Genomic DNA, 23,258 nt, shown 5'->3' with positions numbered 1-23,258 from the left:
GTAATTAAACAAATTTAAAGCTTCTAAACAATCCGGTCTAATACAATTTTAATTAATTATTACATTTTAACCATCGGTAATAAAAAAATCACAATTTCAGTTTGCAGGGTTTTATTTATTGCTACATTTAATCAAATAACACTCAAAAAAGCTTAAATGAGCGGATTAAAAAAAATACTGATTATTTTGGGAAGCCTGATTTTACTGGCGATTTTATTAAATTTCGGCCTTAATTTCTGGATCAGATACCAGTTGCCGAAAGTCATCAACCAGAAAAACAATTCTGCTTACGACATCAGTTATAAAACGGTTGATGTATCGTTATGGAACAGCAGCATTCATGCTGACGAAGTCGTTTTGGTTCCGAAGAAAGCTTTGAAAGACGATAAGGTCAAAGCCGGAATTTATGCAAAGGTTAAAGCCATTGATGTTGCCCATTTTAGCATTTGGAGCGTGTTGTTCAGCGATCGGATCAAGGCCAAAAGCATCACGATTACACAACCCGAAGTGGCTTTATACAAAAAGAGTGAAAAAGCAATCGACCATTCTAAAAGTATTGGTTCAGAAGTTGTAAAACCTTTTGAAAAAATCATTATCGTTTCAGATATTATCCTGAAGGATGGCGATGTGAAGATCATCAATGTCGCGAATGACAAAGCCATTCTGAGCATTTCACATGTGAATGTACAACTCGATGGCATTGTGATTACCGATGATATCCTTGCGGAGAAAATTCCGTTCCAATATAAAAATTATACTTTAAGTTGTGACAGTATTTATTACCGAGCGAATCCTTTTTATCACATCATGACGCGAAAAGTAGCAACGACGAACCACGGCCTGAGCATCAAAGATTTCCATCTGATCCCCGAATATTCGCGCCGGGAATTTGTCCGAAAAATCGAAAAGGAAAAAGACATTTATACGATAAACGCCAATGAGATTGACATCAAAAATATGGATTGGGGATTTAAGGATACCATTTTTTACTTCAATGCCGATAAGATTCTTTTGAATCAGCTTGGCGCCAATATCTATCGAAACAAAATTCCCGCCGATGATCTAAGCAAGAAAAAATTATACAACAACCTGTTGCGGAATTTAAAATTCAACCTCAAAATAGATACGCTTGCCGTGCGGAATTCGATCGTGGAATATGAAGAGGAAAAAACATTTGATAAAGGCGCCGGAAAACTCACGTTTACCAAATTCAATCTGACGGCACGAAATGTCTGCAGTGGATTTCAGCAGAAAAAACTCGCCGACATGAAGATCAAAATCGATTGTATTTTTATGAAAGAATCGCCGCTAAATGTCGATTGGAGCCTGAACGTGCTCGATAAAACCGACGGATTCAACATCAAAGGCCGCATCCTGAATTTTGACGCACAGAAAATCGTTCCTTTTACAAAACCTTATATGAATGCAACGACAAAAGGCATCCTGAATGAAGTCTATTTTAATTTTACCGGAAACGACGTCAATGCAAAAGGTGATTTTGCAATCAAATATGACGATTTGAAAGTACAGATTTACCGCAAAAACGACCGCGAAAAAGTCAACAAATTTCTGACAGCACTTGGTAATTTGTTTGTGAAGAATGACACGAAGGGCGAACTCAAATCAGCTGAAGTCGAACTTGACCGAATTCCCGAAAAATCATTTTACAATTTCCTTTGGCGCAGCATTGCTGAAGGGCTCAAAAAAATCCTGCTGTAATTAAAAAGAAAAAGCCTTTCGTTTGACGGAAAGGCCCTTTCGGAATAAAATTCAACTAACTCAAAAATTTTATTGTTTAATCAGCTTCATGGTTTGCTCGCGGTTGTTGCTATCGGTAGCTTTTACCAGATAGATCCCGTTTGACAAATCGCTGATGTTGTAATTTGTTTCCTGTGATTTTCCGGCGAAAGTTTTTACCAATTGCCCGGTCAGGGTATACACGTCTACTTTGCTCATATTGGCATTGATCGTGAATTGGCCTGAAGAAGGATTTGGCGCAAGGCTTACTGCTTTATTCAATTCAAAACGATTGGTCGCAAGCGTTGAATTCGGCCTGTTCCCATACACTTTGAACTGTCCTGCAGGAAGCGTGATCAGATCGGTCGTGCTGGTGATGTTTACCGGAGTGTTTGTCATCAGATCATACCAGGTTCCAGTGTAAGGAAAATCTGGCGTGATCGTTTGTTCCAATACTGCGAAATTCGCCAAAACCACCACATTTTTCAGTTGTGAAGCATTCAGGGTATCATCATAAATATAAATCCTTTGTTTTAAAAGATTCACATTCGGGCTGATCGCATAATTTCCTTCAAACACCGGCTCGCCTGTTTTTAAAGCAATCAATTTTGAATAATTGCTGAAAACTGCAGCCCTTGCAGGATCTGAAGTCCAGTTTTCTACCCATTGCGGCTGTGGTTTGGTTGCCAGTTTACAGTCGCCTGATGTGGCATCAGTTTCCGTATTCACTGATCCGTCTGAACAGGTGTAAATAGAATCATCCATACCCAATTCGGCAAAATGCCAGATCATTTTAGGGCCGGGAACCAATATAGAAGTGGCTGCAATCGCAGGCATTCGTCCCAAAGCATTCGGAAGGTTGTTCAAAGGCGTCGTTCCTGAAGGATTTCCGTATTTCAATGCTTCATACATCACGCGGTCTTTGTCGTGGCTCTCGGGATAACCGATAACCCTTTTCGCTGTAAAACCGTGGGCAGTGTTGCCCATTCTGCTGATATCTGCAGCATAACCCAAAGCCAGTTGTTTGTATTGTGTGAACATTTCGCCCCACATCATTACCCCTTTGCTTGGCGTTTCATTAATCCTGTAATTGGCCCATTGCTGTTCCTCATTATCAGCGCCAAGGTGCTCGAAAATCGCGTAATGCGTTGGATCAAGACTCCATGAATAATCGACATATTCTTTTAAAACGTCAACACGGTCTTGCTGGTAGCTATTTGTACAAGACTCGCTTCCGGTGCAATTCTGGGTGAACCCTTTAGTTAAATCCCAACGGAAACCATCAATATGAAATTCATTGATCCAGTGTTCGATCACTCTTTTTACATACGTTTTTGTTCTTGGCTGTTGGTGGTTAAAATCGTTTCCAACACTATAACTGTGCGTAGCGGTTACATTAAAATATGGATTTTCAGATGTTGGCCCGCCAAATCCGTCACCATCAGGATCGCTCATCCACATGCGGTCCATCGGATTTCTTCCGAAAGCGTGGTTTAAAGCCACGTCAAGAATCACGGCAATTCCGTTTTGGTGGAAAAGATCGATCAATTCTTTCAGTTTGCTTTCAGGCCCGTAAAACTTGTCAAGTGCCATGTGAAACGCCGTGTTGTAACCCCAGCTTTCATTTCCTTCGAATTCCATCACTGGCATCAGTTCGATGGCGTTGATGTGAAGGCTTTTGAAATATTCGATTTTATCGATTACGTCCTGGTAATTCCTGTGTGAATCAAAATCCCTTACAAGCAATTCGTAAACCACTAAATCCTCTTTTTTAGGTTTTGTGAAATTCGTAACCTGCCAATTGTAGACTGGTTTTGCCGTTTGTAACACCGTAACTTCTGTGGTTGGCCCAACAGGAAATGGCGGTAAATCCGGGTAGCTTGCAGCCGGGATGTACTGATCGTCAAATGGTGACAGCACCAATGTTGAAAATGGATCGGCTGTTTTAACAAGCATTGGAGAACCTGAAACCGGTGTCGTATCTACAACCCAATATTGGTAACTGTTGATCGCTCCGGGTGTCAATCCTGAAATTTCTACCCAGAATTTTGTTGAAGACGGATCTTTTTTCATTGCATAAGCGGCGGTTGGCTGCCAGTTGTTAAAACTTCCCGCCACGTAAACAAAATCCTTGAAAGGCGCATCCAAAACCAAAGTCGCTTTTGTCGCATCGGTTGGGTTGTAATTGATTCCTTCGATTAAACCTGACGGCAAAGCTTCTGAAATCAACCCAGGATTCACGATTACCGAGAATTTTTTAGTCTGAACCGAAGTTCCCTGTGTAATGACAAGTTCGTAGTTTTGGTTCGAAGTGATGTTCGTGTGCGTATAAGAATAACTTGGTGTCCCAAAAGTCATATTGATACTTGCACCGTTTGCTTTAAGATTGTAATTGGCGTTTCCGTTTGTGTTTGACGCCTGGATATTCAAGCTTGCGCCTGATGCTATGATCGTCGAACTGTTTTCGGCAGGCGTAATCAATGCCGACTGGAAATAACCGACATTATAAATGAAATCGCCGCAGCTTGGCGCTTTTTTAAGCGTTTTGGTTCCATCTGCACTTCTGAATACCATTCCCAATTTTGTGGCGCTTGATATTTGCGCTGGGGTAAGTCCGAAATACGTGCTTGGCGTAAGTGTTTTACTAAAAGTACCATCACCATTGTTTACCATTGCCCCGACCCCATCATCCTGGGCCCAGTTTCCTACAACGGCAAAACCAAATGCATTGGTATCGTTTCCGATTCCTGCATGCATATAAACTGCCGTTGGCGCCGTTCCCATCGTATTGCAGGTTGCGCTTGCAAAAGACACTTTGATGGTAATCTCGTCTGTTGCATTAAAAGTAGCCGGAGTAATGGTAACCTGGCTAAATCCTGCTAATGCGGTAAGCGTGAGCAGTAAGCTTAATAATATATTTTTTCTCATAAGTGGTATTTAAGATAAAAAAGGGCTGTAAAACACAGCCCTTTAATAAGATTGTAACGCAATTAAGGCGCTGGTGTAATTGAGTATTTGTAATTTCTAGGGCTTCTTAAATCCAATGTAACTATGAAACCGCTGTTTACCCTTGGGGTTCTGGTTCCAGGTACAAACAAGTAAGCTTCGTCAAGACTATTTCCATAACTCATTGTAGGACCTGCATATTGGTCACCGGTTTTAGCAGGATCATATGCTCCAAGAACAATACCTGATGCTGCTGGTGTCGCAGTGGCCCTGAATTGAATTCCAAAGCCGCCTCCTAGTGTTACTACCGACGTTGATGCGGCTGAATTATACGATTTCCATAATCCTGAAGCAGGATCATAAACCAATGCCGTATTTGCACCAGTAAATGAAGTTTTAGCAGGTCCAAAGAAATTCCATGAAACCGCTTTAACTGAGTATGTAGCGGCTGTTAAATCTGCTTTGACTAAATAAAACCCTGCAGTGACAACTTGATAAGCTGCGCCATTTTCAGCAATCGTACCAGTACCATTACCTCCGTATACTACAGGAGTTTCAAAAGTTCCGCAAGAATTTGATTTATAGAATTTGTAAGCGCCCGGCTCAAGCCACATATACCCTTCATAGTCTGAAGTAAGTATAGATGAGGATGCCAAATTAGCAGTCGCGGTAGCTGACGGTGCAACAGTTGCAAAATGCATTGTAGGCAATAGCGTTGAATATGGTGTAAACTTTAGTGTGATAAAATTTGAAGAATACTGTGCAAATGCATTGGCAAATCCACTTCCTAAAACCGATTTCACACGAATGTCTACCGTCATTTCTTGACCGCAGACATAAGTTGGAAGCTGGTTTGCAAGTTTGTTTAACTCCGAAACATATAAATCATATGAAAAAGCAGGAACGACATTAGCCCCATTATTCATTGTTAAAGGAGCTGCAAAATTTGTTCCTGAAGCAGCGATCTCAATGGTATAAGTGGCATTCGGGTTTGCAACACCATTATCACTTTTATCCCATGTTATTGAAATCACTTTATTGGCATCATTGATTGGCAATAATGCGAACGGTGCCGGAATAGCTGAACTGCGCATTTCAAAACCGTTTGCTACAGTTACAGGATCTTTATCATCTTCACATGAACTTAATGTAGCGATGCAAGATGCTAAAATTATTAAATTTAAAATTTTTCTCATTGTATGTTATGTTTTTTAAAAAACGGCGTTTGACTTGTCCAATCGCCGTTTATCTTAAGATTAATATCCTGTATTCTGACGTAAAGTAGGGTTGGCCTGAATCGCTTTTGATGGGATTGGCATTAGATCCCTGTATGCTTCTGTTGCAGCACCTTCTTTTACGCCACCTTTCCATTGCCAGATCTTAGAACCGCCCGAGAATTTTCCAAAACGGATCAAATCGGTTCTTCTGTGGCATTCCCAGAATAACTCGCGGCCTCTTTCAGCAAGGATGAAATCCAGGTTGAAATTGGCATCGTTTGCAACCGAAGTAGCATGAGCTCTTGTTCTGATTGCATTTACATAATTAACTGCAGTAGCTAAATTTCCTCCTGCAGCACCTCTTAAAGTTGCTTCAGCATACATTAGATAAACATCTGCCATTCTAAACATTGGGAAATCTGTGTCAGGAATATCGTTGCGCTGTGCAGCAGTTCCATCAGAATTTACATTGATGAATTTATTCACACCATATCCATCTGTAAATGTTGAAATATTTGTAATGTCGAGTGCTTGTCCGGACTTGTAAAAAGTTGCTCTTACATCGTCATTAAAATTCGACGGAAATGACTGAACAAATTCTTTTCTAGTTCTGGTTCCTGCCCAACCACCATCCATACCCAGTGATGATGCAACCATAGACCCTCCGATTGACGCATGGATGATAAAGCTCATTCCGCCTCCGGTAGCCCTGATCACATTTCCGTCACTTACGACAGGAAAAATAATTTCCTCCTGAGCACCATTTCTATCGTTGTCTGCAGAAAACAGATATGCGTATGGGATTGTTGATTTAAATATATATCCTGAGTTGGCGATAATGTCGTTACACAATGACAGAGCTTCTGTATTCTTGTCTGCATTGACATACACTTTTGCATTCAGATATACTTGTGCCAAAAGAAATTTAGCTGCCGTTTTATCGACCCTGCCATATTCATTCTGTTTAGAATCGACAAGTTTTGTTGTAAGATCCTGCAATTCGCTTTCGACAAAAGCAAACACTTCAGCTCTGGATTTCTGAACCGGATAATAAAATCCAACCGGGTCAGCCTCTGTGGTAATTGGCACATTTCCAAACAAATCCATCAACTGAACGTAATCAAAAACTCTTAAGAAACGGGCTTCTGCACGGAAATACTGGATGTCTGCTCTCAATGCATCTGGAACGCCTCTTGAAGTTAATTTTTCATCAGTAGTTTGTCTCAAAAATTCGTTTGCCAAACTGATCTCATAAAATGATCTTGAGAAAGTACCATATAAGAATTCGTTTCCAGGAGTCCAGGTTTGGGTATTCATAGAAGGCAAATTACCATCTGCCCAAGCAATGATCGACTCGTCTGTAGGAAGTTCCTGAGTAACAAACAACAGCCTCAAGTAGCTACTAAAATCACCTCCGATTCCACCAATATCTGCAGTCCCATCACCATCATTTCCTCCTACATAAAGTCCGGAATATAATTTTGCAAGTACTTGTTTATATGAATCCGGGTTTTGAAAAAAGTCGTCCGACAAAAATTCATCGTCATCTTTTGGCGTTACATTTAAATCATCGGTACACGAAGTAAATGTCATATTTACCCCTAAAACGAATAGGAGCAAATAGCAAGTCTTTTTTAATGAAATTTTCATTTTTTTATTTTTTTATAATTTATTAAAAGTTAGCATTTACCCCAAAAATGTATGTTCTTGCTCTTGGGTAAATGGATCCATCAACACCTGAAAACCTCTCAGGATCAATCCCGTCATATTTTGTGATCGTGAGTACATTTTGAACACCTGCAGAAAATCGCAATGAAACACTTTTTAACAGTGATTTGTTTAGGGTATAACCCAACGTCACGTTGTCCAATTTGATAAAAGATGCATTTTTAACGTAATAATCTGAAAGATAACTTGATGTTCCGTTATCTTGAAATGTAAATCCTGTATTAAAATAATCTGTTGTGATATTAGCCAAATCATTCTGTCTTGTAAGTGCTGCATTCGCATAGCCATGATCTGAACTTACATTGTCATAAACATAATTTCCTAAACTTGCTCTCCAGCTCATTGTGAAATCCAATTGTTTGTAATTTAAAGTACTAAACAATCCAAAAGTATAATCTGCTGCAGGTTTTTTGTATCTGTATTTATCATCTACATTGATTACGCCGTCGCCGTTTCTGTCTACATATACGCCTTGTATTGGTCTGTGGTTTTGATCATAAACCTGTTCGTAAACATAAAATGCACTTGGTGCATAATCAACTGTGTTGATCTTGATTTTGTTGCCGCTACCTCCGGAAATATTATCGCCGGTTTCATAGCCCGTGAATCCAGGAACAGTAATTCCGAGATCTGTAATTTTTTGATCAATGTATGTTGTATTGAATGCTACATTCCAGTTTAAGTTTTCGGTTTTAATAACATCCGAGTTGATAGAGAACTCTACACCTTTTGTTTCCAAACTTCCGATGTTTGCAAAACCGCTATTTCTTAGGTTGGCTCCGTCGGGATAAGCAATGTCTGCTAAAAGGTCACTTGATTTTTTATCGAAATAGTTTATCGAACCGGTAATCCTGTTATTCAGAAATCCATAATCGACACCAACATTCGTTTCTTTCAATTCCTCCCACTTAATGTTCTGGTTGTATCCTTCAGTTCTGGCTACGCGGTAAGAGTATGGTCCAAAAATGTAATTAGAACTTGGCCCTCCTAATGTTACCCTTCTTAGATAATCATATTGCGCAGAAATGTCCTGCTGTCCTGTTTCTCCATAACCAACCCTTAATTTAAGAGCAGAAATGGTTTTATTTCCTTTAAGAAATGATTCTTCAGAAATATTCCATGCTAAAGCACCTCCAGCAAAATTACCCCATCTGTTTTCTTCAGAAAAACGGGAAGTTCCATCTCTCCTATAGTTTACAGTAAGCAAATATTTGCTATTGTATCCTAAATTCACACGTCCAAAATAAGATTGTAAATTAATATCCGGATCGGTAGTTACATCTGATTGTGGATTTGGTCTTATTGTAGCTCCGCTAGAAAAACCTTCTCTTTGAAACAACTGATAGTTGTAACCACCAGTTACATCAACCCTAAATTTGCCAAAATCCTTAACATAATTTAAATAAGCATTTAAGTTTTTATTCTGGCGGTCATCAGTATAGCTGCTGTAATCTCCCAAATCTTCCCATGGTTTTGATGCACTGGCCGCAGAGAATGCAATTGGCTGATATCCATTGATGCTGGTCGTGCTATTGGTTTCAAAACCACTTGAGTTGATTTTATCGATACCTCCTTCAACAACTGCTCTCAAGGCTTCAAAAAACGGAAGTTGGTAATCCAATCGGATATTTCCCCATTTCCTTGTAGAAGTTGCACGTCTGTCATTTTGGTTCAGTCTTGCAACTGGATTTTTTGCCGGCAAAAGTGCCACATCACCATTCGCCTCAAGCCATTCAAAATAACCACCGTAACGTGAAGAAGAATCATAAACAGATTGTGTTGGATCAAATGCAATTGCAGATCCAATTACAGCTCCTTCATCCTGGAATTGGTTTTTCCCAAAGGCGATATTACCGCTAATATCAATTTTTAAATGGTTATCAAAGAATGTTGGGTTTAAAGCCAATGAAGTCGTTGTACGTTCAAAGTTTGTGTTTCTCAAAACTCCAGGAGTAGCTGTGTTTCCAACAGAAAGTCTTACAGGCACTCGGTCAAACAAAGATCCACTGGCAGAAATATTGTTGTTTGTTGCGATAGCATCTCTAAAAATTTCCTTTTGCCAATCCGTGCTGGCTGTTCCCATGGCAGCAATCTGGGCTGTCGTACCTCTCTCGGTGACAAATTTTCTGAATTCATCAGCACTAAGCACATCAACCATTTTATTGACGACACTAATACTGGTCTGTGAGTTAAAAGAAACTTTTAATCCTTTTGATCCTTTTTTCGTAGTGATTACAATTACCCCATTTGCTGCACGCGAACCATAAATCGCAGAAGCAGAAGCATCTTTAAGCACTGTAAAACTCTCGATATCATCTGGATTTAAAGTTGATAAAATTCCGGTCATTCCGCTTGGAGTGGCATTGCTCATCGGCAAACCATCTATAACGATAAGCGGATCATTCGAAGCATTTAGTGAAGAACCTCCTCTGATCCTGATGTCTGCTTTTGCTCCAGGAGCACCTCCCGTAGTAACATTAACACCAGAAATACGGCCGCTGATTAAGCTTTCTGAAGTTACATTCAGTCCTTTATTGAAGTCTTTGGAAGAAATGGCTGTGACCGCTCCCGTGGCATCTTTTTTCTTAACGGTACCATAACCTACCTGAACCACAACTTCCTGAAGTTGGTTTGATTCTTCTGCAAGGTTAATCGATAAATTGGTTTGCCCTGAATAAGTAATTGTTGAGTTGGTGTAACCCAAATAAGAAAAAACGACCACATCGCCTTTTTTCACATTTGCCAACTGGAATTTACCGTCAAAATCGGTTTGGGTTCCTGTTGCAGACCCCTGAACTACTACGTTTACGCCAGGAAGCGGCTGCTTTGACGTTCCGTCAAGAACCGTTCCGGTTAATGTGCTCTGTGCCAACACACTAAATGGAAGCAGTAGGAATAAAAATAACAACTTGTTATAAATTGTTTTCATACATTTTGTTTAAGTTAGAATTAGTTTTTTGAGCTTAATACTTATACTTCGAATGTTAAAATTAACCAAAATTTAATATGCTGCAATTTACACCTTGTTAATTGTGTTGCGAAAACGTTTTCGTGTTGACAACTTTCCTGAATTAGCACATTTTCAGGCGTAAAATTTCGATTTATCAAAATTAAATTTATCTTTATTCGCAAATCAATATACTACAGAAAACCCATGAAAAGGAAAGTCACTCTGAAACAAATTGCAAAAGAATTGGATGTCTCTATTTCAACTGTTTCCAAATCACTTCGCGACAGCTCGGAAATCAGTGAAGATACTCGCCAAAAAGTGCAGGCTTTCGCCAAATTATACAACTACAAACCCAACCTGATCGCGCTGAGCCTCAAGAATAAAAAAACCAAGACCATCGGCATCATTATTCCTGAAATCGTACACCATTTTTTTGCCACCGTCATCAGCGGAATTGAGCATGTTGCGAACGAAAACGGATACAATGTAATTGTTTGTCTTTCGGACGAATCTTTTGACAAAGAAGTCATCAATATGGAAATGCTTGCCAACGGAAGCATTGACGGTTTCATCATGTCTTTATCCAAAGAAACCCAGCATAAAAAGGACTTTCACCACATTACAGAAGTTATCAACCAAGGCATGCCTGTCGTAATGTTTGACCGGGTAACGAACGATATTTTATGTGATAAAGTGATTATCGACGACAACCTCGCCGCATTTGAAGCAGTTCAGAGTTTGATCGACAACGGATTTAAAAAAATTGCACTGATCACCACCGTAGATTACGTCAGCGTTGGTAAATTGAGAACTGAAGGCTACACGAAAGCGCTTCATAACAACGAAATCAAATTAGATGAAAACTTAATTTTGCGTATTGAAGACATCGATAATTGTGCCGATCAGATCGAAAATTTAATCGCAAACAACAAAGTCGACGCGATTTTTGCAGTCAATGAATTGTTTGCCGTTACCGCCATTAAAGCCGCAGGAAAACTCGGATTGAAAGTGCCTGAAGACATTGCCGTCATCGGTTTTACTGACGGAATCATCTCCAAATATTCATCTCCAAGCATCACGACGGTAAGCCAAAACGGAATCAAAATGGGCGCAAAAGCAGCCAAGATGCTTATCGAAAGGCTCGAATCCGAAGATGAAGAAGAGGAACATTACAAAACCGAAGTCATCGAAACCCATTTGGTGGTCAGAGAATCTACGCCAACGTTGTAGTTTACATAAACGTTTAATTTACAAATACTTAATCTGATATTTTTCGATTTTTAAAAGTGTTAAAATCCAAAAAACAATTTTTAAAACAAAAATTATCCTATATTTACGGCCAATATCAAAGCTTATACTTTACTTCGAAAATCAAGTAAGTTTTGATAAGCATCGCGCTTATCGTACCATAATTCTAAATTACGATAATGGAAAAGCGTAAATTAAGTTTCTGGCAAATCTGGAACATGAGCTTCGGATTTCTGGGAATACAAATGGGTTTTGCTCTGCAGAATTCTAATGTCAGCCGTATATTTCAAACTTTAGGAGCCAACATTGATGACATCCCGATTCTTTGGGTTGCTGCTCCACTTACCGGATTAATCATCCAACCTATTATTGGCTATTTTTCAGACCGGACATGGACCAGATTGGGCCGTAGAAAACCGTATTTTTTAGCAGGTGCCATCCTGGCTTCTGCCGCTTTATTCATCATGCCCAACTCTCCTGTATTGTGGTTTGCCGCCGGAATGCTCTGGATCATGGATGCTTCGATCAACGTTTCCATGGAACCTTTCCGTGCGTTTGTTGGCGATAATTTACCAGAAAAACAACGAACAATGGGCTTTGCCACCCAGAGTTTCTTTATCGGAATTGGCGCTTACGTAGCTTCCAAACTGCCTTTGATATTAACACATTTCGATGTAAAGAATACCGCACCGTTGGGAATAATCCCTGATTCGGTGAAATATTCCTTTTACATCGGCGGCGTCGCTTTTATCATCACCGTACTTTGGACCGTTTTAACCTCAAAAGAATATTCTCCTGAAGAACTCGCAGCTTTTGAAGCGCATAAAGCCGATGAATTTAAAAAAGAAAGCCATTCTCCGGATTGGTTTGCTAAAAATGGGGCTTCGCACTTGACTAAAGGGCTATTATTCCTAGCCGTCAGTTTCATTTTCTCTTTTGCCATTTATTATTATGACCTTAAAAAAGACCTCTATGTGCTGTCATTGGGAATGATCGGGCTTGGCGGATTTGCAATGGTTTTCTCGGGGCTCATGCAAAAATCAAACAAGACCAACAACGGTTTTGTAACAATTATGAATGATTTCCAGTTCATGCCGAAAATCATGAAGCAACTGGCATGGGTGCAGTTTTTCTCCTGGTTCGCCTTATTTTCCATGTGGATTTACACCACTTTGGCCGTAACCCAGCACATTTATGGAACAACAGATACCACTTCTGAAGCTTATAACACCGGAGCCAATCAGGTTGGGGAAATGTTTGCCAACTACAATTTAATTGCTGCCTTAGCCGCATTTTTATTGCCGCTACTTGCAAAAGTCACCAGCAGGAAATTTACACATTTTTTCGCTTTGACCGTTGGTGGTTTCGGACTGATCTCGTTGTATTTCATCAAAGAACCCACAACATTCAATATCGAATGGCTGCCAATGATCGGTGTCGGAATTGCCTGGGCAAGTATTTTGTCTATTCCGTACGCGATGCTTTCGGGCGCATTGCCATCAAGCAAAATGGGTTATTACATGGGGGTTTTCAACTTCTTTATCGTAATTCCGCAATTGGTCGCAGCCTCTATTTTAGGGTTTTTAGTATCTAAATTTTTCAACAGTGAACCCATCTATGCCTTGTTGATTGGCGGTGTATCCATGATTATTGCAGGAATCATCGCACTCACGATCAACGACAAATCAAAAATAAACATTAAGCAAATCATTAATGACTAATAAGAAAGCATTCATATTCGACCTTGACGGCGTAATCGTTGACACCGCAAAATACCATTATTTAGCGTGGCAGAAGATTGCCAATGAACTCGGGATCGAATTTACCCCGGAACGCAATGAAGAATTAAAAGGCGTAAGCCGCGTGCGTTCCCTCGACATTATTTTGGAACTCGGAAAGATCACCGCCTCACAAAGCGACAAAGACAAATGGCTCGCACAAAAAAACGAAGATTATTTATCCTATCTCGTTGATATGGACGAAAGCGAAATTTTGCCTGGCGTAATGCACATCCTGAAATTCCTCAAAGAACAAAACCAGCCGATTGCATTGGGATCTGCCAGTAAAAATGCAAGGCCAATTTTAGAAAAGACCAAAACAATCAGCTACTTCGATGCCATTATAGACGGAAATGACGTGACACATGCCAAACCGGATCCTGAAGTTTTTGTACAAGCTGCAAAAGCACTCGGGATTTCAAACGAAGATTCGATTGTTTTTGAAGATTCCGTTGCGGGAGTCCAGGCGGCAAATATTGCAAAAATGACGAGCGTCGGAATTGGACAGGCTTCGGTTTTACACGAAGCACAGTTCATTTTCCCTGATTTCACCCATATCGACACCAGTTTCATCGAATCATTAATCAAAAAATAAATCACGAATTGATAAAATTAGTTTTTACTGATTTTTAAATGAATAATACACAAACACAATGAATCAGGATTATATCAAACCAGACAATTGGTCCATCATAGAAGAAGGATTTGATGCAGAAAGAGTAAAATCGTCCGAAAGTTTGTTCAGCATCGGAAACGGTGCCATGGGACAACGGGCAAATTTTGAAGAAACATACACTGGCGAAACGTTTCAGGGAAGTTACATCGCCGGAATTTATTATCCGGACAAAACCAAAGTAGGCTGGTGGAAAAACGGCTACCCGGAATATTTTGCCAAAGTATTGAATGCACCAAACTGGATCGGGATTGACATCGAAATCAACGGTGAGACTTTCGATTTGGACAAATGTACGTCTGTGAAGAATTTTCGCCGCGAACTCAATATGAAAGAAGGCTGGTACAACCGTTCGTTTGAAGCGACTTTACAAAATGGAACTGACGTTTCAATAAATGTGCGCCGTTTTCTATCGTTGAATTTAGACGAAGCCGGCTTTATCGATTACAAAATTACCCCTTTAAATAAAGACGCAAAAATCGTCTATAAACCATATATCGATGCCGGCGTTTCCAATCTTGATGCGAACTGGGAAGAAAAATTCTGGGAACCGCTCGAGATCAAACACAACGAAAACGAAGCTTTTGTAACGGCCAGAACGTTCAAAACGCATTTCAATGTGACGACTTTCATGCAGAACAGCATTTTCTCAAACGGGAAAAATCTAAATCTGACAACAGAAAAAGTGGAGAAATCCAACGATAAAATCCAATTTGAATATGCCATTAATGTCGCACAGAACGAATTATCATCGATCCAGAAAATCGGAGGCTACACCGTTTCGTTAAACCACGACAACACTTTGGCTGCCGCCGAAAACGTGATCAAAGAAGCACTTTCAAGAGGGTATGATGCTTTGTTAAATGAGCAAATCGAAGCCTGGGCAAAAATCTGGGAAATGTCAGACATTACAATTGATGGCGATGTCGAAGCCCAACAGGGAATCCGTTTCAATATTTTCCAGTTGAACCAGACTTATTTAGGAAAGGATTCAAGGCTCAACATCGGGCCAAAAGGTTTCACCGGTGAAAAATACGGCGGTTCTACTTATTGGGATACCGAAGCATACTGCATTCCGTTTTATATGGCGACGAAAGACCAGCAGGTTGCGAGAAACTTGCTAACCTACCGTTACAACCAACTCGACAAAGCCATCGAAAATGCAGGAAAATTAGGATTTACCAACGGGGCCGCTTTGTATCCGATGGTCACGATGAACGGTGAAGAATGCCATAATGAATGGGAAATTACCTTTGAGGAAATCCACAGAAATGGTGCGATTGCCTTTGCAATTTTCAACTATTTCAGATTCACCGGCGATTACAGCTATATTCCGGAAAAAGGTTTGGAAGTGTTGATCGCAATTGCAAGATTCTGGCACCAGAGAGCGACATATTCGACGCATAAGAACCAATTCATGATCCTCGGCGTTACGGGTCCGAACGAATATGAAAACAACGTCAACAACAATTTCTACACGAATTATCTGGCAAAATGGTGTATCGATTATGCTGTTGAACAAATTGAAAAAGTAAAATCAGAATACGCTTCAGATTACGATCGGATCATGTCGAAAGTAAATCTGGACGACAACGAAATTTCCAAATGGAAAAAAGTGTCCGATTCGATGTATTTGCCATTTTCTGAAGAGCATGACGTGTATTTGCAGCAAGATGGGTTCTTAGACAAAGATCTTATTAAAGTTTCCGATTTGGATAAATCACAACGTCCGATCAACCAGAAATGGTCGTGGGACCGAATCCTGCGTTCGCCTTACATCAAACAGGCTGACGTTTTGCAGGGATTTTATTTCTTCGAAGACCATTTTTCTACTGAACAATTGGAGAAACATTTCGATTTTTACGAACCTTTTACTGTTCATGAATCGTCACTTTCACCTTGCGTGCATTCAATTCAGGCTGCTGTATTAGGAAAAATGGACATGGCTTACACATTTTATTTGCGCACTTCCCGACTCGACCTTGACGATTACAACAAAGAAGTCGAAGAAGGTTGTCACATCACTTCAATGGCCGGAACCTGGATGAGCATTGTGGAAGGTTTTGGCGGCATGCGCGTCAAAGATGATGCATTGCATTTTACGCCGAGAATCCCGGAACAGTGGGAAGCTTATTCGTTCAAGATCAACTTCAGGAACCAGATTTTAAAAGTTTGCGTGGAAGCGAATGAAACCAAATTCTCTCTTGAAGGCGGAAACGAACTTCAGGTTTTTGTGAATGGCGTTGCCATTACTGTGGAACCGAATAGTTTGGTTACTGTTTAAAATAAAATAATAAAACCATTAAGGGATTAAGATAAATTAAGGAAAACTTGATGAAACTTAATCCCTTTATAGTAAAAAATATACGCCAATATAATATGTTTAGAAAATATACGCCAAATGACAAAAAAAGAAATTACACAGCTGTCTTACGACATTACAGGTTTTGCGATTAAAGTTCACAAAGAATTAGGACCTGATTTATTAGAAAGCATTTATGAACAATGCCTGAAATATGAATTGGAATCAAATGGTTATAATGTAAAGCAACAGCTCCTTGTCAACATTCTCTATGATGAATTGGAATTCGAAAGCAATTTAAGAGTTGATTTACTCGTAGAAGATTCCATTGTTGTTGAATTAAAAGCAGTTGAAAATATTTTACCCATTCACGAAGCCCAATTATTGACGTACATGAAATTACCTCATAACCGCAAGGCTTGTTGATTAATTTCAACTCGATAAACCTCGTCAAATCAATGAAGCCATTTGTAAACAATTATTTTTCAAGATTAGAATGATATCTTAATTCCTTAATGGTTCAAAAATGAAAAAACTTCTTCTTTTCCTTATCATTACAAGCTTCACCGTTTCTGCCCAGATCAAAAGAACCGAACCGCCTTTCTGGTACGCCGGAATGAAAAACCCGGAACTCCAGATATTATTCTACGGAAAGAACATCGCGCAATTCCAGCCGACAGTTTCGAATAATGTCGTGATCACAAACATCGCAAAAACCGAAAATCCAAACTACATTTTCGTCACGATCGACACCAAAAATATTCCCGCTTCTGATCTCGTATTTTCATTCAAAGACAAAAGCAAAGTCGCTTTCACTCAGAAATATTCACTCAAAGAACGCCGCAACAATTCTGCTTCACGCAAAAGTTACGATGCATCGGATATGTTGTATTTGCTGATGCCCGACCGTTTCGCGAATGGAAATCCGGCGAATGACAACAGCAAAGAAACCACAGAACAAGCCGATCGTTCCAAACCAAACGGACGCCACGGCGGCGACATCGAAGGCATCATCAAAAACATCGATTACATCAAAGAACTCGGCGCAACAACAGTCTGGAGCACGCCGCTTTGCGAAGACAACGATCCGCGCGGTTCTTACCACGGTTACGGCCAATCCGATGTTTATAAAATCGATCCGCGCTACGGAACCAATGAAGATTACCTGAAATTGTCTTCCGAACTTCATAAAAAAGATATGAAACTCGTTCTCGATTACGTCACGAACCATTGGGGCGCGCAACATTGGATGTACAAAGATTTGCCTGCTTATGATTTCATCCACCAATTTCCGGGTTTCGCACAGTCGAATTACCGCATGAGTACGCAATTCGACCAAAATGCTTCCGACATCGACCAGAAATATTGCGTCGACGGCTGGTTTGTCAAATCGATGCCCGATTTAAACCAGGCAAATCCGTTGATGCTGACTTATCTCACACAAAATGCGATCTGGTGGATCGAATATGCCGATCTCGACGGTTTCCGTGTCGATACGTATTCGTACAACGACAAAGCCGCAATTTCAAAATGGACCAAAGCGATCGCGGATGAATATCCAAATTTTAACATCGCCGGCGAAGTCTGGATGCAGGACCAGGCGCAAATGGCTTATTGGCAAAAGGACAGCAAAATCGGTGCTATCCAGAATTACAATTCGCATTTGCCAACGGTTATGGATTTCACCCTATTCAACGCAATCGAAAAAGTATTCGACGAAGACAAAGGCGAATGGGACAAAGGCATGGTCAAAGTTTACGACAATTTCACAAACGATTTCCTGTATCCAAACATCGACAACATCCTTGTTTTTGCCGAAAACCACGACACCCAACGCATCAACCAGCATTATCCGGATTTTAAAAAATACGCCCTGGCGATGACTTTGGTCGCGACCGTTCGCGGGATTCCACAATTGTATTACGGTTCCGAAATCGGCATGACCGGCAACAAAGACAAAGGCGATGGCGACATCCGACACGATTTTCCCGGCGGCTGGAACGGCGATGCAAACAATGCATTTAACAAAGCCGGAAGAACGCCCGAGCAACAGCAATATTTCGATTTCACATCCAAATTATTCAACTGGAGAAAATCCAACAACGCCGTGCATTTCGGCAAAATGACGCATTATCTTCCCGAAAATAATGTGTACGTGTATTTCCGCTACGACGATCAGAAAACTGTAATGATTTTAATCAACAACAATCCTGAAAAACAAGTGGTCAAAACAGCGCGTTTTTCACAAAACATCAAAAATTTCAAAACCGGAAAAGAAGTGATTTCAAACCAAAATATAGATATTTCCAATGAAATTTCAATCGAACCCAAATCGGCTTTGATTTTAGAATTAAATTAAACCATTAAGGAATTAAGAAAAGTTAAGGCATTGCGCTTAATGAACCTGAATCCCTTAATGGTTAAAAATAAGCTTCCTTTTTAGAAGCTATTCCCGCTATCCGTTGCAATCTTTTTAAAAAATTTCCGCTGCGCTCCAAGTTTTTAAAAAGGATTTTCACTACTATCGGGGCTAAAACACACCAATCTATGAAACAACATTTTATCATAACAGCATTTCTGGTCGCTGCAATTTCCGCAACCGCGCAAAACGCCAGCCGGAAATTCCTCAATACCAAACAAAACGGCAACCAGCTCGAAATTGCTACTTCCGACGGAAATTACCAGATTCAGTTCTACAATTCCGATATCGTAGAAACATCTTTCATTCCAAAAGGAGAAACTTTTAATCCGGAATCGCACGCGGTAATCTTAAAACCCGAAAACGCAATCACCGAAATTGTTGAAACCACAAAATCAATTGATTTCGGCTCGCAGGGCATTTTAGTCCACATCGAAAAATCGCCTTTCAAAATCAGCTATTTATATAAAGGAAAAGAATTGCTTTCTGAAAAAAACGGCTATTCTAAAACCGACAAAGCCGAAATCCTCGATTTTAACCTTGACAATTCCGAAGCTTTATACGGCGGTGGCGCGCGCGCTGTTAGCATGAACCGCCGCGGCAACCGACTCGAATTGTACAACAAAGCGCACTACGGTTACGGCGACAAAGCTGAATTGCTGAACTTCACAATTCCGATGGTATTGTCTTCAAAAATTTACGCGATCCATTTTGACAATGCGCCGATCGGTTGGCTCGATCTCGACAGTAAAAAGGACAACACCTTAACTTACGAAACGATTTCAGGCAGAAAAACCTACCAGATCATTGCCGCCGACAACTGGACAAAACTCACCGAAGATTATACCGATTTAACCGGAAAGCAACCGCTTCCGCCACGTTGGGCATTCGGGAATTTTGCAAGCCGTTTTGGGTACCATTCTGAAAAGGAAACGCGCGATGTCGTTGCGAAATTCCGTGCAGAAAAAATTCCGCTCGACGCTGTGATTTTAGATCTATACTGGTTCGGAAAAACGATCCAGGGCACTTTGGGCAATTTCGAATTCGATGCCGACAACTTCCCGACACCGGAAAAAATGATCGCCGACTTCAACAAGCAAAACGTCAAAACGGTTTTAATCACCGAACCATTTGTCTTGACGACTTCCAAAAAATGGCAGGAAGCCGTCGATAAAAAAATTCTTGCAACTGATAAAACCGGAAAACCATTTGTATACGATTTCTATTTCGGAAATACCGGATTGATCGACATTTTCAAACCCGAAGCCAAAGACTGGTTTTGGGACATTTATAAAAATTTTACCAAAAAAGGCGTGGCCGGCTGGTGGGGCGATTTGGGCGAACCCGAAGTGCATCCAACCGATTTGCAACATGCAAACGGTTCAGCAGACCAAGTGCACAATATTTACGGGCACAATTGGGCGAAACTTGTTTCCGATGGTTATCAAAAAGATTTTCCAGACGTTCGGCCATTTATTTTAATGCGTTCCGGATCTTCAGGATCGCAGCGTTTTGGAATGATCCCGTGGTCTGGCGACGTAGGAAGAAGTTGGGGCGGATTGAAATCACAAACAGAAATTTCGCTTCAAATGGGCATGCAAGGCCTTGGTTACATGCATTCGGACCTTGGCGGATTTGCCGGCGACAATGTAGACAATGAATTGTATGTGCGTTGGCTGCAATATGGCGTTTTCCAACCGGTTTTTCGTCCGCATGCGGCAGAATCGGTGCCGCCGGAAATCGTTTTTCGCGAGCCAAAAACGAAAGCTTTAGCGATCGAAGCGGTAAAATTGCGCTACAAAATGCTTCCGTACAATTACACTTTGGCGTTTGACAACAGCCAATTGGGAACGCCGTTGATGCGTCCGTTGTTTTTTGATGAAGCTGAGAATCGTTCGCTTGACGGAAATTCAGATGAATATTTTTGGGGAAATGACTTCCTTGTTTCGCCGGTTACAACCGCTGCCCAAACTGAAAAAGATATCTATTTTCCGAAAAGCAACAATTGGTTCGACTTTTATTCGGATAAAAAATATGCTGCGGGTAGTTCGCAGAAAATTGCTTTGGCAGAAAATCACATTCCGGTTTTCGTTCGCGGTGGCGCTTTTATTCCAATGATTGATGTTATTCAGTCAACAGAAAGTTATTCGACCAAAAACCTGAAACTGCACTTTTATTATGATGGTTCAGTTTCTGCAAGCACCGGAAAATTATACGACGACAATGGCAAAACGCCCGATGCTTTTGGCAAAGGGAAATATGAATTGCTTACTTTTAAAAACGAATCGAAATCTAAACAAATTGTTATTTCTTTCGCTTCTGAAAAAGGGAATGCGTACATTTCAGAAACCAGAAACGTTTCGCTGCTCGTGCACAACATTCCAGCCAAGCCAAAGAAAATCACGATCAATGGAAAAGCGGCAAAATTCATCTGGAACAAAAATTCAAATGTGCTTGAAATTTCCGTTATTTGGGAAAAACAAGCTTCAAAAAACATCAATATCCAACTTGGCAATTAAATGAAAAAAAATCTCTCTTACGCACTGCTTTCTTTGGCGCTAACCGTATCCGGAAGTTTATCAGCCCAAAAACAACAAAACATGACCAGACCAAAAACACCTTTCGTATGGGAAGGCGCCAGCGTATATTTCCTGTTGACCGACCGGTTTAACAATGGCGACAAAAGCAACGATGTGAACTTCGGGCGCAACAAAAAAACCGGGAAACTGCGCGGTTTTGAAGGCGGCGACATCATCGGAATTTCAAAAAAAATAGATGAAGGGTATTTCGATAAACTCGGTATCAACGCGATTTGGTTTACACCGATTGTCGAACAAATCCATGGTGGCGTTGATGAAGGAACCGGATTATCATACGGATTTCACGGCTATTGGGCGCGCGACTGGTCAAAACTCGATCCGAATTTCGGAACCGAAAAAGACCTTGCCGAACTCGTTGAAAAAGCACATGCACATGGCATCAGGATCATTCTTGATGGTGTCATAAACCACACCGGTCCGGTTACAGATGTTGACACGGTTTGGCCAGATGAATGGGTGCGCACCGGGCCGCAATGCGATTACAAAACTTTTGACGGAACTACCGCATGTACGTTAGTGGCTAATCTTCCGGATGTAAAAACCGAAAGCACTGAAAACGTCCAGATTCCGCTATTCTTAGCAGAAAAATGGAAAGCCGAAGGCCGTTACGACCAGGAAATGAAAGAGCTTGATGACTTTTTTGCGCGAACTGGTTATCCTAGAGCGCCCAGATATTACATCATCAAATGGCTGACGGATTACATTACGCAATTCGGGATTGACGGTTACCGCGCCGATACGGTAAAACATACAGACGTAAGCGTTTGGGCCGATTTTAAAACGCAATGCGAATATGCTTTTGAAAACTGGAAGAAAAACAATCCTTCGAAAGTGCTCGACGATAATAAGTTTTATACAATTGCAGAAGTGTACAATTACGGCATCAGCAGCGGCCAGGATTTTGATTTTGGCGACAAAAAAGTCAATTACTATCAAAACGGATTCAACAACATGATCAATTTTGAGTTCAAATGGGATGCACAAAAAGAATACGAATATATTTTTTCAAAGTACTCGCAAAAACTCAACAGCGTACTCGAAGGGTACAGCGTTTTAAACTACTTGTCTTCTCACGACGACGGAACGCCATTTGATGCCAAACGTGAAAAAAGCATAGAAAGCGGCACCAAACTATTGCTTTCTCCAGGCGTTGCACAGGTTTATTATGGAGATGAAACGGCAAGATCATTGGTTGTTGAAGGTACGCAGGGCGATGCGACTTTGCGTTCTTTCATGAATTGGGACCAACTTGAAAAAGATAAAAAAACACAGGATATATTATTGCACTGGCAAAAACTGGGACAGTTCAGGAGAAACCATCCGGCTGTAGGCGCGGGAATCCATAAAGAAATATCGGCGAAACCTTATACCTTTAGCAGGGGTTATACTGTTGGGAATTACCTCGACAAAGTAATCGTTGGGCTTGACCTGCCGCAAGGCAAAAAAGCGCTTACGGTTTCTTCAGTATTTCAGGACGGAACGAAATTGCGTGATGCCTACAGCGGCCAGGAAGCAGTTGTAATCAAAGGAATTGCAGCAATCGACACGCCATTTGACATTGTATTGTTCGAATTGAAACAATAAGCCATTCATTCTAATACCAAAAAGCACAAATTCCGGTTTGTGCTTTTTTATTTTAGCTATTTTTGCAGACAATTGA

Annotated in this window: 13 protein-coding genes; 9 read left to right on the top strand and 4 right to left on the bottom strand. The window is 40.6% G+C overall.

Annotated elements, in window-relative coordinates:
• Nucleotides 1-156 precede the first annotated feature (156 nt).
• Nucleotides 157-1,719 carry a hypothetical protein gene (locus BLS32_RS14575; RefSeq protein ID WP_091397444.1) on the top strand — a complete coding sequence of 521 codons (1,563 nt, stop codon included), beginning with the start codon at nucleotides 157-159 and terminating at the stop codon, nucleotides 1,717-1,719.
• 69 nt (nucleotides 1,720-1,788) lie between these two features.
• Here BLS32_RS14575 and BLS32_RS14570 read toward each other — a convergent pair whose 3' ends face one another.
• The 4 genes from BLS32_RS14570 to BLS32_RS14555 all read right to left on the bottom strand — a co-directional run bounded on the left by BLS32_RS14570 (nucleotide 1,789) and on the right by BLS32_RS14555 (nucleotide 10,557).
• Nucleotides 1,789-4,665 (bottom strand): alpha-amylase family glycosyl hydrolase, encoded by a 2,877-nt coding sequence (locus BLS32_RS14570; RefSeq protein ID WP_091397441.1) that lies wholly within the window; start codon nucleotides 4,663-4,665, stop codon nucleotides 1,789-1,791.
• Between the two features lie 62 nt (nucleotides 4,666-4,727).
• Nucleotides 4,728-5,879: a SusE domain-containing protein gene (locus BLS32_RS14565; protein ID WP_091397438.1), complete on the bottom strand. Its 1,152-nt coding sequence runs from the start codon at nucleotides 5,877-5,879 to the stop codon at nucleotides 4,728-4,730.
• A 60-nt stretch (nucleotides 5,880-5,939) separates the two neighbouring features.
• The gene (locus tag BLS32_RS14560; RefSeq protein ID WP_091397435.1) at nucleotides 5,940-7,550 is read right to left on the bottom strand and encodes a RagB/SusD family nutrient uptake outer membrane protein; all 1,611 of its coding nucleotides are present in this window, start codon (nucleotides 7,548-7,550) and stop codon (nucleotides 5,940-5,942) included.
• 22 nt (nucleotides 7,551-7,572) lie between these two features.
• Nucleotides 7,573-10,557, bottom strand: coding sequence for a SusC/RagA family TonB-linked outer membrane protein (locus tag BLS32_RS14555; RefSeq protein WP_091397431.1), 2,985 nt, complete (start codon nucleotides 10,555-10,557; stop codon nucleotides 7,573-7,575).
• A gap of 225 nt (nucleotides 10,558-10,782) precedes the next feature.
• Here BLS32_RS14555 and BLS32_RS14550 point away from each other — a divergent pair, with 225 nt between their 5' ends.
• The 8 genes from BLS32_RS14550 (at nucleotide 10,783) to BLS32_RS14515 (ending at nucleotide 23,182) form a co-directional block, all read left to right on the top strand.
• Nucleotides 10,783-11,808 carry a LacI family DNA-binding transcriptional regulator gene (locus tag BLS32_RS14550; RefSeq protein ID WP_091397428.1) on the top strand — a complete coding sequence of 342 codons (1,026 nt, stop codon included), beginning with the start codon at nucleotides 10,783-10,785 and terminating at the stop codon, nucleotides 11,806-11,808.
• Nucleotides 11,809-12,005: 197 nt separating this feature from the next.
• Nucleotides 12,006-13,547, top strand: a complete 1,542-nt coding sequence (locus tag BLS32_RS14545) for an MFS transporter (RefSeq protein WP_091397425.1) — start codon at nucleotides 12,006-12,008, stop codon at nucleotides 13,545-13,547.
• Nucleotides 13,540-14,199, top strand: a complete 660-nt coding sequence (gene pgmB / locus BLS32_RS14540) for a beta-phosphoglucomutase (protein ID WP_091397421.1) — start codon at nucleotides 13,540-13,542, stop codon at nucleotides 14,197-14,199. Before BLS32_RS14545 ends, pgmB begins: the two co-directional genes overlap by 8 nt.
• 58 nt (nucleotides 14,200-14,257) lie before the next feature.
• Nucleotides 14,258-16,561 carry a glycoside hydrolase family 65 protein gene (locus BLS32_RS14535; protein ID WP_091397418.1) on the top strand — a complete coding sequence of 768 codons (2,304 nt, stop codon included), beginning with the start codon at nucleotides 14,258-14,260 and terminating at the stop codon, nucleotides 16,559-16,561.
• A 117-nt stretch (nucleotides 16,562-16,678) separates the two neighbouring features.
• On the top strand, nucleotides 16,679-17,005 hold the full coding sequence (locus tag BLS32_RS14530; protein ID WP_245699472.1) for a GxxExxY protein: 327 nt from the start codon (nucleotides 16,679-16,681) through the stop codon (nucleotides 17,003-17,005).
• 100 nt (nucleotides 17,006-17,105) lie between these two features.
• Complete coding sequence (locus BLS32_RS14525) at nucleotides 17,106-18,938, top strand: glycoside hydrolase family 13 protein (RefSeq protein ID WP_091397415.1); 1,833 nt, start codon at nucleotides 17,106-17,108, stop codon at nucleotides 18,936-18,938.
• A gap of 188 nt (nucleotides 18,939-19,126) precedes the next feature.
• Nucleotides 19,127-21,517 (top strand): glycoside hydrolase family 31 protein, encoded by a 2,391-nt coding sequence (locus BLS32_RS14520; RefSeq protein WP_091397412.1) that lies wholly within the window; start codon nucleotides 19,127-19,129, stop codon nucleotides 21,515-21,517.
• Nucleotides 21,518-23,182 (top strand): alpha-amylase family glycosyl hydrolase, encoded by a 1,665-nt coding sequence (locus BLS32_RS14515; protein ID WP_091397409.1) that lies wholly within the window; start codon nucleotides 21,518-21,520, stop codon nucleotides 23,180-23,182. It begins immediately after the preceding gene.
• Nucleotides 23,183-23,258: the final 76 nt, after the last annotated feature.

This window comes from Flavobacterium noncentrifugens (assembly GCF_900100375.1).
Classification (GTDB): Bacteria; Bacteroidota; Bacteroidia; order Flavobacteriales; family Flavobacteriaceae; genus Flavobacterium; species Flavobacterium noncentrifugens.
Note: the sequence above shows the minus strand (reverse complement) of the source record. Positions and strands in the feature narration are given on the sequence as shown.

Excerpts from the sequence above, each read along its gene's own strand:
- BLS32_RS14575 (WP_091397444.1), top strand. The coding sequence starts at position 157 with ATGAGCGGATTAAAAAAAATACTGATTATTTTGGGAAGCCTGATTTTA.
- BLS32_RS14570 (WP_091397441.1), bottom strand. The coding sequence starts at position 4,665 with ATGAGAAAAAATATATTATTAAGCTTACTGCTCACGCTTACCGCATTA.
- BLS32_RS14565 (WP_091397438.1), bottom strand. The coding sequence starts at position 5,879 with ATGAGAAAAATTTTAAATTTAATAATTTTAGCATCTTGCATCGCTACA.
- BLS32_RS14560 (WP_091397435.1), bottom strand. The coding sequence starts at position 7,550 with ATGAAAATTTCATTAAAAAAGACTTGCTATTTGCTCCTATTCGTTTTA.
- BLS32_RS14555 (WP_091397431.1), bottom strand. The coding sequence starts at position 10,557 with ATGAAAACAATTTATAACAAGTTGTTATTTTTATTCCTACTGCTTCCA.
- BLS32_RS14550 (WP_091397428.1), top strand. The coding sequence starts at position 10,783 with ATGAAAAGGAAAGTCACTCTGAAACAAATTGCAAAAGAATTGGATGTC.
- BLS32_RS14545 (WP_091397425.1), top strand. The coding sequence starts at position 12,006 with ATGGAAAAGCGTAAATTAAGTTTCTGGCAAATCTGGAACATGAGCTTC.
- pgmB (WP_091397421.1), top strand. The coding sequence starts at position 13,540 with ATGACTAATAAGAAAGCATTCATATTCGACCTTGACGGCGTAATCGTT.
- BLS32_RS14535 (WP_091397418.1), top strand. The coding sequence starts at position 14,258 with ATGAATCAGGATTATATCAAACCAGACAATTGGTCCATCATAGAAGAA.
- BLS32_RS14530 (WP_245699472.1), top strand. The coding sequence starts at position 16,679 with ATGACAAAAAAAGAAATTACACAGCTGTCTTACGACATTACAGGTTTT.
- BLS32_RS14525 (WP_091397415.1), top strand. The coding sequence starts at position 17,106 with ATGAAAAAACTTCTTCTTTTCCTTATCATTACAAGCTTCACCGTTTCT.
- BLS32_RS14520 (WP_091397412.1), top strand. The coding sequence starts at position 19,127 with ATGAAACAACATTTTATCATAACAGCATTTCTGGTCGCTGCAATTTCC.
- BLS32_RS14515 (WP_091397409.1), top strand. The coding sequence starts at position 21,518 with ATGAAAAAAAATCTCTCTTACGCACTGCTTTCTTTGGCGCTAACCGTA.